Here is a 580-nt window from a genome sequence, read left to right on the forward strand (position 1 = left end):
CGGTAGCGGTAACGTCAATCACGACTAACGACACCACACCATTATTAACTGGAACGGTGGAAGACAATGAAGCCACAGTTATCGTGACTGTGAACGGTATTGAATACGAAGCAACCAACAATGCTGATGGTACGTGGACATTAGCAGATAACGAACTAGCAGCACTGTCTGAAGGAGAGATAGCAGTTAGTGTCGTGGCAACGGATGCCGCGAACAACAGCAGTGACGCAGCAACCGGCACCATCACTTTAGATTTAACGGCGCCAACAGTTACGGTTACGTCAATCACCACAAACGATACAACGCCTGCGTTAAGTGGCACAGTAAATGATAATGATGCCACGGTTGTTGTGACGGTGAATGGCATTGAATACGATGCAACTAACAATGGTAATGGCACATGGACGTTAGCAGATAATGAATTAGCTGCATTAACCGAAGGTGAGATTGCGGTGAGTGTGGTGGCAACAGATGCCGCGAATAACAGCAATGATGCTGTAACCGGCACTATTACTGTTGATTTAACGGCGCCAACGGTAGCGGTAACGTCAATCACGACTAACGACACCACACCATTATT

1 protein-coding gene is annotated in these 580 nt (G+C 47.1%); it reads left to right on the forward strand.

Features of this window, described 5'->3' with window-relative positions:
* The coding region (locus V5290_RS17360) for an Ig-like domain-containing protein (protein WP_333388789.1) at positions 1-580 on the forward strand (580 nt) is incomplete at both ends.

The organism is Psychromonas arctica (assembly GCF_036697365.1).
In the GTDB taxonomy this organism is placed as follows: domain Bacteria; phylum Pseudomonadota; class Gammaproteobacteria; order Enterobacterales; family Psychromonadaceae; genus Psychromonas; species Psychromonas arctica_A.